This is a genomic window from Cellulomonas sp., assembly GCF_035634735.1.
Lineage (GTDB): Bacteria > Actinomycetota > Actinomycetes > Actinomycetales > Cellulomonadaceae > Cellulomonas.
Genome location: NZ_DASQCJ010000247.1, coordinates 1 through 7,078, shown reverse-complemented (window position 1 = coordinate 7,078; position 7,078 = coordinate 1). Strand labels below are relative to the sequence as shown.

Below are 7,078 nucleotides of genomic sequence, written 5' to 3'. Positions count from 1 at the left end.
GCCCCGTGGGACGCCGCGGGCGGACCCCGGTGCGGGTGCAGGGCGCGGGCCAGGACGGCCGGGCGCGGGTGGTGGGAGGGTCCCGCGGGCGCGGGGCGCGGGGTCCCGGCCGGGCGGGGGTGCGCCGCCCGGGGCAGCGCGTGCAGCACGGCGCCGAGCACGGCCCGCACGGGGCCGGCGGCGCGGAGCAGCAGGGCGGCCAGGCCGAGGCCGAGCGCGCCGAGCGCCGCGTGCAGGGCGACGACAGGCAGGACGAGCCCGAGCGCGAGCACCGCGCCGTGCGACGCGGCGGGCGTCAGCGCGACGCCGGTCGGGCAGCCGGCCGCGTCCTGGAGCACCGCGAGCCGGACGCCCAGCAGGGCGAGCGGGCCGTCGACCGTGACGCACGGGTGCACCACGGTGCGGACGGCGCCGAGCCACGCGGCGCCGCCGAGCGCGGCCAGCGACGCGACCGCGGTGAGCAGCGGCAGCAGCGCGGCGCGGGGGAACCCGGGGCCGCGTCCGCGCCGCCCGGGTCCGGGCAGCACGGGACCAGGCTGGCGCGCGTCGGCGGTCCCGGTCATGCCGGCCAGCGTACGGGGTGCACCTGGGCCGGACCCGGGTCTTCGGTGACGGGCGTGCGGGGATCCGGTGCGGCCGCGCGGTGCCAGGCCCGCGGTCCGCCCCGGCCGGCCGGCGGAGCGCCCGTCAGGCCCCGACCGGCAGCGCGGGCTCGGCGAACGGCACCCAGTCCACGAGCGCCCCCGTCGCCGCGAGCGCCACCAGCGCGCCGACCCCGAGCAGCGCGAGCAGCACGACGACGGTCGCCCCGCCGCGCCCGGGCGCCACGCCGCCGAGCAGCCAGCGCGCACCGTCGCGGGTGGTGCGCGCCGCCGGCCCCCACCACAGCCCCGCCAGCCCGGCCGCCGCCGCCACCACGAGCAGCGCGGCCACCGACTCGGGCGCGGGCGCGTCGCCCACCGCCCGCAGGGGCCCGCCCTCGACGGCGCCCGACCCGACCAGCCACCAGCCGACCCCGAGCAGGATCACGACGAGGCTGGCAGCCACCAGCAGCGACGGCAGCAGGGTGACGAACGCGCGCAGCAGGTGCCACGGGCTCGACGCGACGGCGCGCAGCGCGTCCGAGCGCCGGGCGCCGACCCGCTCCCGCCGCCGGCCGACGGCGTCCGCCACCGACCCGACCGTCCGGGCGAGCAGCACCACGGGCACGAGCGCGAGCAGGGTGGCGCCGGGGCGCAGCGCGGCGCCGGCGAGCGCCAGCAGGGCCAGCGCGAGCAGGGTGCCGGTGCGGCGGGGCGGCTCGGGCGCGGGCGGAGCTCCGTCGTCCCCGCCGCCAGGCCACTCCCCCGGGTACCCGCCGGGGTACGCCCCCGGCGCCCCCGGGTCGGCCCCGTACGCCCCGCCGTCGTCGCCCGGCCCGCCCGCGGCGTACGGCCGCGTGTCCCAGGCCCGGGTCGGCGACTCCCCGGTCGCCCACCGGTCGTCCTCCCCCGTGGCGTCCCACGACGGGGGCGCGGCCTGGCGCGGCGGCACCGACGGCGGCGCGGGCGCGGGCGCGTCCGCGCCGAACGCCCGGGTGCTGCCGTCCTGCGCCGGCTCGTCCCACGGCCGGCCCGGGGCAGGCAGCACGGCGGTCCCGTCCTGCTCGGCCGCGAGCACCGCGGTCCCGTCCGGCCCGAGCACCGCGGTCGCGCCGGTCGCGGCGGCGGCCCCCGCGGGCAGCGGCCCGGTCCCGGCCGGCTGCGCGACGGTCGGCGTCGCGTCCGCGGCGCCCAGGGCGACGGTCGCGGCGCCGAGCGCCACCGTCCCCCCGGCCGCCGTGCCCCCGCGCGGCGCGCCGCCCCGGGACCCGGCCGCGAGCGCCGCGTCCGCCGCCTCCGCGTCGTAGGCCTCCCCGCGCCGCGCCGCCTCCGCGAGCGCCGCCACCACCTCGTCGGGCGTGGCCCGGTCGGCGGGGTCGGCCGCCAGGGCGTCCCAGAGCGCGCCGGCGGTCACCGGCCCGAGGCCCGCCAGGTCGGCGTCGCCGCTGCGGGTCCGGACCAGCACCGCCTCCAGCGGCCGGGTGCCGAACGGCGCGCGGCCGGTCGCGGCGTACGCGAGCAGCGCCGCCCAGCCCCACCAGTCCGTGGCGGGGGTGGGCTCCGCGCCGTCGACGAGCTCGGGCGCGAGGTAGCCGGGCGTGCCGACGACGAACCCGGTCGAGGTCACCCGGGTCTCGTCCACGGACTGCGCGATGCCGAAGTCGATGAGCACCGGCCCGTCGGGCGTGACGAGCACGTTGCTGGGCTTGAGGTCGCGGTGCACGACGCCGGCCGCGTGCACGGCGCCGAGCGCGTCCCGCAGGCCGTCCCCCACCCGGTGCAGCGCCGCCGCGTCGAGCGGGCCGCGCTGCCGCACGTGCTCCGCGAGGTCGAGGCCGGGCACGAGCTCGGTGACGAGGAACGCCTCGGTGGAGTCGGCCTCCGCGTCCAGCACCGCCGCGACGCCCGGGTGCCGCAGCCGCTGCAGGGCCAGCACCTCGCGGCGCAGCCGCTCGCGGGACGACGGGTCGGCGCCGACGTGCGGGTGCAGCAGCTTGAGCGCGACCGGCGTCCCGCCGCCGTCGACCGCGCGGTACACCGTGCCCATGCCGCCGGAGCCGAGCGGCGCGAGGATGGTGTACCCGCCGATCTCGGCGCCCGGCGACAGCCCGATGCGCTCCATGCGGGCACGGTAGCCGCCTGCCGCGCGGGGGTCGTGCCGCCGCGCGGCGGGACCCGTGAAGGCACCCGCACGGACCCCGCCGGCGGCGGCAGGACGCGCGGAGCTCCCCGGGCGGGCACGCCTCGGTCACGTTAAGGTCGAGGCGACACCAAGGAGATGGACTTCAGTGGATTCTGCTGGTTATGACCTGGTCGTCGTCGCGAACCGCCTCCCGGTCGACGTGACCGTGGGCGAGGACGGCGCGCCGAGCTGGACCCGCTCCCCCGGCGGCCTCGTGACCGCCCTCGAGCCCGTCGTGCAGCAGTCCGACGGCGCGTGGGTGGGCTGGGGCGGCTCGGCCGACCTCGAGCTGGAGCCGTTCGACGCCGACGACATGCGGCTCGTCCCGGTCAAGCTGACCGAGGACGACCTCCGCTTCTACTACGAGGGCTTCTCGAACGACACGCTGTGGCCGCTCTACCACGACGTGATCCAGCCCCCGACGTTCCACCGGCAGTGGTGGGACGCCTACCAGCGGGTCAACCGCCGGTTCGCGGACGCGGCGGCGGCGCAGGCCGCGCCCGGCGCGACGGTGTGGGTGCACGACTACCAGCTGCAGCTGGTCCCGAAGTTCCTGCGCGAGCTGCGCCCGGACGTGCGGATCGGCTACTTCCACCACATCCCGTTCCCCCCGCTCGAGATCTTCGCGCAGCTGCCGTGGCGGCTCCAGGTCGTCGAGGGCCTGCTCGGCGCGGACCTCATCGGGTTCCAGCGCGGCGGCGACGCGGCCAACTTCGTCCGGGTGGTCCGCCGGCTCACCGACCGCACCACCCGCGGCCAGGTCATCACGCTGACCGACGGCGACGGCCGGGTCGAGCGGCACGTGCGCGCCGCGGCGTTCCCCATCTCCATCGACTCCAAGGCGTTCGACCGGCTCGCCCGCACCCCCGAGGTGCAGCAGCGGGCCAAGGAGATCCGCGCGGAGCTCGGCGACCCGGAGGTGCTGCTGCTCGGCGTCGACCGGCTCGACTACACCAAGGGCATCCGGCACCGGATCAAGGCGTTCGAGGAGCTGCTCGAGGACGGCCGGATGACCGTGCCGGAGTCGACCCTCGTGCAGGTCGCCTCGCCCAGCCGGGAGAACGTGGGCGCCTACCAGCAGCTCCGCGAGGAGGTCGAGGCCCAGGTCGGCCGGATCAACGGCGAGCACGGCGAGCTCGGGCACGCGGCGGTGCACTACATGCACCACTCCTACCCGATGGAGGAGATGGCGGCCCTGTACCTCGCGGCCGACGTCATGCTCGTGACCGCGCTGCGCGACGGCATGAACCTGGTCGCCAAGGAGTACATCGCAGCGCGGTCCGACGACCGCGGCGCCCTGGTCCTCAGCGAGTTCACCGGCGCGGCCGACGAGCTCGGCGGCGCGGCGATCCTGGTCAACCCGCACGACATCGCCGGCCTGAAGAACGCGATCCAGCACGCCGCGAACATCGACCCGCGCGAGGCCCGCAAGCGGATGCGCCGGCTGCGCCGCCGGGTGCTGGAGAACGACGTCGCGCACTGGTCGGAGTCGTTCCTGTCGGTGCTGACCGCCGTCCCGGTGCGCGAGCGCCACGTCTGAGGAGCCCCGCCGTGCCCGCAGCACCCACCCCGCCCGGCGAGCCCGCCGGCACCGACGACCTGGCCGCCGCCCTGCGCGCGGCGGTCGCCGACCCCGCCCGGCGGCCCCTGCTGGTCGCGCTCGACTTCGACGGCACGCTCGCGCCGCTCCAGGACGACCCCGAGGCGTCCCGGCTGCTGCCGGAGGCCGTCGCCGCGCTCCGGGACCTCGCGGCGCACCCGGAGGCGGTCCGCCTCGCGCTGGTGTCCGGCCGGCCCGCCGCCGACCTGCACCGGCTGGCCGAGGTCCCCGCGGGCACGGTGCTCATCGGCAGCCACGGCGCCGAGCGCGCCCGCGTCGGCGAGCACGGCCTCGACCGCGACGTCCTCACGCTGACCGACGAGCAGTCCGACCGGCTGACCCGGCTCGGCGGCGAGATGCAGGCGGTGGCCCGCGGCCGGGACGGCGTCTGGGTCGAGACGAAGCCCGCCGCCGTCGTCGTGCACACCCGCATGGCGGACCCGGGGACCGGCGACGCGGCGGAGCGGGAGGCGCTCGGCGTGGGCCAGCGGCTCGGCTCGGTGACGCTGCACGGCAAGAAGGTCGTCGAGGTGTCGGTGCTGGACGCCGACAAGGGGGCCGCGCTGGTGGCGCTCCGCGACGAGCTCCGCGCGGGCACGGTGCTGTCCGCAGGCGACGACGTCACCGACGAGCACGCCTTCGAGGCCCTCGGGCCGGACGACCTCACGGTCAAGGTCGGCGACGGCCCGACCGCCGCCCGGTACCGGGTCCCCGACCCGGAGTCGCTGGCCGGCGTGCTGGCCGGGCTGGCGGCGGACGTCTCCGCGGCGGCCGGGGAAGCCGATCCCGCGCGCGGAGCGACCCCGCGGGCGTAGGTTCCGGTCGTGGGGCGACGACGGGAGTCGATGCAGGACGTCGAGCTGGTCGACGTCGGCACCGATCTGCCGCTCGCCCCGGAGGCGGACGACCCCGCGGCGGAGGCGGCGCGCGCCCGGCAGGTGGCCCGGCGCCGGCGGGTGCTGCGCCGCTGGTGGCCGGTCCCCGTCGTCGCCGCGCTGGCGGTCGTCGGCACCCAGGCCCTGCTCGACGCGCGCGAGGACGGCCGGGTCGCCGCCCGCCAGCAGGTCGCCGGGGTGCTGCGGACCGTCGCGCCCGGCCTGCCCGCCGCGCACCGGTACAGCCAGGAGACCGCGTCGGTCGTGCTGTCCGGCGTGCCCGTCGGCGACCTGCGGGTCGGCGTCGCGACGCCGCCGTGGGACGCCGCCCGCGAGCTGGTCGCGCTCGACCGGGACGGGACGCAGGTCTGGTCGACGTCGCTCGAGGACGGCGCCCGCGCCGAGCCGGACGTGGGCATGGAGTACCCGACGTGCGTGCCCGACGCCGAGCCCGTCGAGGTCGTCCGCTGCCTGGTGCTGGACCGCGGCCCGGCCGACGCGGCGGACGACTCCGGCTCGTGGTCCCCGACCGCGCCCAGCGCGGCCCGGCTGGTCGCCGTCGACGCCGCCACGGGCACGCTCCGCGCGGACCGCCAGGTGGCCCCCATGTCCGGGTGGGGCGCCGCCGACGGGCTCCAGGTGCTCGCGTCGCTCTCCGACGGCACGCTGCGGGTCTCCGCGTGGGACACCGGCGCCGACCGCGAGGGGCCCGACGACGGCGCCGCCGCGCCCCTGTGGCGCACCGACGTCCCGCTCACCGACCCCGCGGCCGCCGACCGGCTGCACTACCCGCCGGGCGTCTCCGTCGCGCCGGGCCGGGTGCTCGTCCAGGGGGAGCTCGGGTCCTGGTCGTTCGACGCCGAGGACGGCCGCCTGCAGTCCGCCGGCGCCGACTACCTGTCGGTCTCCCGCACGGGCCACCTGCTGGCGAGCGGCGGCGCCGGCGCGCGGCTGCTCGACGACGACGGGGCCGCGCTCACCGACCTGCCCGGCCAGCCGCTGTGGCTGTCGGTCGACGACGGCTCGGTGCCCGGGGTGGAGCTGGTCGCCACGTCGACCTCCGAGGGCCGGGTCCTGGTCGGCGTCGACGCCGAGTCCGGCGCCGAGCTCTGGTCGTCCCCGCACCCCCGCTGGTCGGACCCCGCCGCCGTGCTGCTCGAGGGCACCCTGTACGGCGCGGACACCGACGGGGTGTGGGCGCTCGACGTCGCGACCGGCCGGGAGGTCTGGCGCACCGTCGTCGAGGTGTCCGGCGACGGCGCCTCCGTGATGACCGACGGCCGGTACGTCCTGGTGCTCGCGCGCCCGGACGCCCTGGCGGAAGCCGGCCTGACGGTCGGCGACGCCCCGACCGCGTCCGGCCGCGCGGACGCCCGGGCCCCCGCGGCCGCGTCCCAGCGGGCGCTGGCGGCGTTCGCGCTGGCCTCCGGGGCGCCGGCGTGGGCGACGCGGCTGCCCGCCGACGTGCAGGGCGTGTGGCCCTACGGCGGCGACCTCCTCGGCTACGGCGACTCCGACGTCGTCGTCCTCAACTAGGCCGCCCGCGAGTTCACCCGCAGGTCAGCCAGGTGTGGTTGGATGTCGGTGGACCGAGGGGGGTCACCCGACCTCCCTCGACCCGTGTCAGCGAAGACACTCTGACACTCTTCACGACGGATCGTCCGGCACGTACCTGCCGGTGAAGGGATCGATGAATCATGGCTACGGTCACGTTCGACAAGGCCACCCGGGTGTACCCGGGCACGGAGCGTCCCGCGGTGGACGCCCTCGACCTGCACATCGAGGACGGCGAGTTCCTCGTCCTCGTCGGCCCCTCGGGCTGCGGCAAGTCGACCTCCCT

The 7,078-nt window shown here is 78.5% G+C and carries 5 protein-coding genes and 1 pseudogene; 4 read left to right on the top strand and 2 right to left on the bottom strand.

What is annotated here, in order from left to right:
• Both VER05_RS20255 and VER05_RS20250 read right to left on the bottom strand, forming a co-directional pair.
• Nucleotides 1-563: pseudogene (locus VER05_RS20255) on the bottom strand (hypothetical protein); the annotation flags it as partial.
• A 124-nt stretch (nucleotides 564-687) separates the two neighbouring features.
• Entirely contained in the window at nucleotides 688-2,703 is a 2,016-nt protein-coding gene (locus VER05_RS20250; RefSeq protein ID WP_324847101.1) for a serine/threonine-protein kinase, read from the bottom strand.
• A 166-nt stretch (nucleotides 2,704-2,869) separates the two neighbouring features.
• Here VER05_RS20250 and VER05_RS20245 point away from each other — a divergent pair, with 166 nt between their 5' ends.
• The 4 genes from VER05_RS20245 to VER05_RS20230 form a co-directional block, all read left to right on the top strand.
• The gene (locus tag VER05_RS20245) at nucleotides 2,870-4,303 is read left to right on the top strand and encodes an alpha,alpha-trehalose-phosphate synthase (UDP-forming) (RefSeq protein WP_324847100.1); all 1,434 of its coding nucleotides are present in this window, start codon (nucleotides 2,870-2,872) and stop codon (nucleotides 4,301-4,303) included.
• 11 nt (nucleotides 4,304-4,314) lie between these two features.
• Nucleotides 4,315-5,178 (top strand): trehalose-phosphatase, encoded by an 864-nt coding sequence (gene otsB / locus VER05_RS20240; protein ID WP_324847099.1) that lies wholly within the window; start codon nucleotides 4,315-4,317, stop codon nucleotides 5,176-5,178.
• A 9-nt stretch (nucleotides 5,179-5,187) separates the two neighbouring features.
• Nucleotides 5,188-6,774, top strand: coding sequence for a PQQ-binding-like beta-propeller repeat protein (locus VER05_RS20235; protein WP_324847098.1), 1,587 nt, complete (start codon nucleotides 5,188-5,190; stop codon nucleotides 6,772-6,774).
• Nucleotides 6,775-6,935: 161 nt separating this feature from the next.
• Nucleotides 6,936-7,078 (top strand): ATP-binding cassette domain-containing protein (locus VER05_RS20230; protein WP_324847102.1); only part of this gene is annotated, 143 nt, incomplete at its 3' end.

Bases quoted from the DNA above. Each gene is read 5' to 3' on its own strand.
- VER05_RS20250 (WP_324847101.1), bottom strand. From the start codon at position 2,703: ATGGAGCGCATCGGGCTGTCGCCGGGCGCCGAGATCGGCGGGTACACC.